General features: G+C 68.3%; 3 protein-coding genes. All 3 read left to right on the forward strand.

Going from position 1 to position 2,634, the window contains the following annotated elements; genetic code table 11:
• On the forward strand, positions 1-1,338 hold a 1,338-nt coding region (locus ACFWP5_RS43820), incomplete at its 5' end, for a sugar porter family MFS transporter (protein WP_384170336.1).
• 23 nt (positions 1,339-1,361) lie between these two features.
• Positions 1,362-2,378 carry a Gfo/Idh/MocA family oxidoreductase gene (locus ACFWP5_RS43825; RefSeq protein WP_384170338.1) on the forward strand — a complete coding sequence of 339 codons (1,017 nt, stop codon included), beginning with the start codon at positions 1,362-1,364 and terminating at the stop codon, positions 2,376-2,378.
• Positions 2,375-2,634 (forward strand): sugar phosphate isomerase/epimerase family protein (locus tag ACFWP5_RS43830; protein ID WP_384170340.1); only part of this gene is annotated, 260 nt, incomplete at its 3' end. The genes ACFWP5_RS43825 and ACFWP5_RS43830, both read left to right, overlap by 4 nt.

Consider the following 2,634-nt stretch of genomic DNA (forward strand, 5'->3'; position numbering starts at 1 on the left):
ACCGTCATCGCCACCTTCGGCGGACTCCTCTTCGGCTACGACACCGGCGTCATCAACGGCGCCCTGCCCTACATGACCGACGACCTGGGCCTGACCCCCTTCACCGAGGGCATGGTCACCAGCTCGCTGCTCCTCGGCGCGGCCCTGGGCGCGGTCACCGGCGGACGGCTCTCGGACGCACGCGGACGGCGCCGTACGATCCTCGTCCTCGCCGTGGTGTTCTTCGTCGGCGCACTCGGCTGCACGCTCGCGCCGAACACCGCCGTCATGGTGGTGGCACGGTTCGTGCTCGGCCTCGCGGTCGGCGGCGCCTCGGTGACCGTGCCGGTCTATCTGGCCGAGATCTCGCCCGCCGAGCGGCGCGGGGCACTGGTCACCCGTAATGAACTCATGATTGTCAGCGGGCAGTTGCTCGCGTTCACCTCCAACGCGGTCATCGCCCGGGTGGGCGGTGAGTCCGGCGGCGTGTGGCGCTACATGCTCGTGCTCGCCACGATCCCGGCCGTCGTGCTCTGGTTCGGCATGCTGGTCATGCCGGAGAGCCCGCGCTGGCTGGCCTCCAAGACGCGCTTCAACGAGGCCCTGGAAGTGCTGAAGCAGGTCCGGTCCCAGCAGCGGGCCGAGGACGAGCTGCGCGAGGTGTCCGCGCTCGCCGTCAAGGAGGATCAGCAGAAGCTCGGCGGCTGGCAGGACATGAAGTCCACGCCGTGGCTGCGCCGGCTGATGTTCGTCGGCTTCGGTATCGCGATCGTGCAGCAGATCACCGGCGTCAACACGATCATGTACTACGGCACCCAGATCCTCACCGACGCCGGTTTCACCGCCAACAGCGCCCTGACCGCGAACATCGCCAACGGCGTCATCTCGGTGCTCGCCACCTTCGTCGGCATCTGGCTGCTGGGCCGGGTCAACCGCCGCCCGATGCTGATGACCGGTCAGATCGGCACGACAGCAGCCCTGTTGCTCATCGGAGTCTTCTCTCTCCTGCTGCCGTCGGGCGACGGACGGGCCTTCGCCGTGCTCGCCATGACGGTCACCTTCCTCGCCTTCCAGCAGGGGGCGATCTCGCCGGTGACCTGGCTGATGCTCTCCGAGATCTTCCCGATGCGGATGCGCGGCTTCGGGATGGGTGTCGCGGCCGTGGTGCTGTGGCTGACCAACTTCGCGATCGGGCTGGTCTTCCCGTCCCTGGTCGACGGGATCGGGATCTCCAACACCTTCTTCCTCTTCGTGGTGGCGGGCGTCTTCTCGCTCACCTTCGTCAAGCGCTACGTCCCCGAGACCAAGGGCCGGACCCTCGAAACCCTCGAAGCCGAACTCCGGGCGCGCTTCTCCTGACCTCTGACGCATAAGGAATGACCATGACCGTACGTGTAGGAGTCATCGGCGCCGGCTGGATCGGCAAGGAGCACATCCGGCGCCTCACCCACACCGTCACAGGCGCCCGCGTCACCGCGGTCACCGACATCGACACCGCCCGCGCCCAGGAGGCGGCGGCCCCGGTCGGCGCCCGGGTCCTGCCCGACGGTGCGGCCGTGATCGCGGCGGACGACGTCGACGCGGTCCTCGTGACGTCCTGGGGCCCGACCCACGCCCAGCACGTGCTGAACGCGATAGCCGCCGGGAAACCGGTGTTCTGCGAGAAGCCGCTGGCCACCACCGCCGAGGACTGCCTGCGGATCATCGAGGCCGAGACGGCACACGGCCGCCGCCTGGTCCAGGTCGGCTTCATGCGCCGATACGACGCCGGATACCGGCAGTTGAAGCAGGTCATCGACGCCGGTCGCATCGGTGAGCCGCTGATCGTGCACTGCGCCCACCGCAATCCGACCGTCCCGGAGTCGTACACGTCCGACATGGCCGCCCTGGACACGGCCGTGCACGAGGTGGACGTACTGCGCTGGCTGCTCGACGACGAGATCGTCTCCACCCAGGTGGTGACCCCGCGCGCCACGACCAAGCGGTTCGCCCACCTCAAGGACCCGCAGATCATGCTCTTCGAGACCGCCAAAGGCGTCCGCATCGACCTGGAGGTCTTCGTCAACTGCCAGTACGGCTACGACATCCAGTGCGAGGCAGTCGGCGAAGAGGGCCTCGTCCGGCTGCCCGACCCGGCCGCCGTCGGCCTGCGCACCGCGGGACAGCACACCACAGAGGTGCTCACGGACTGGGTGGGCCGCTTCGCGGACGCCTTCAACACCGAGTTCCGCGAGTGGATCGCGGGGATCGCCGCCGGCACCGAACCCACCGGCCCCACGGCCTGGGACGGCTACGCGGCCACCGTCATCACCAGCGCTACCGTCGAGGCCCTGGAGTCGGGCCACGTCATCGCCACCGACCTCAAGCCCCGACCCGCCTTCTACGGAGGTGCCGCGTGAAGATCGCCCTCGACCCCTACATGTTCCGTGCCCTGCCCATCGACGAGATGGTGCGCACGGTCGCCGAACTCGGCTACAAGTACATCGAGTTGTCGCCCCGCGACGACTTCATGCCCTTCTTCCTGCACCCGCGTGCGGACGACGACCGCGTGGCGGAACTGAAGAACTCCCTGCGCACGCACGGGGTGAAGCTGTCCTCCGTACTCCCCCTGTACAAGTGGTCCTCGCCCGACGAGACCGAGCGACAGACCGCCGT

This window comes from Streptomyces sp. NPDC058469, from assembly GCF_042721125.1.
Classification (GTDB): domain Bacteria; phylum Actinomycetota; class Actinomycetes; order Streptomycetales; family Streptomycetaceae; genus Streptomyces.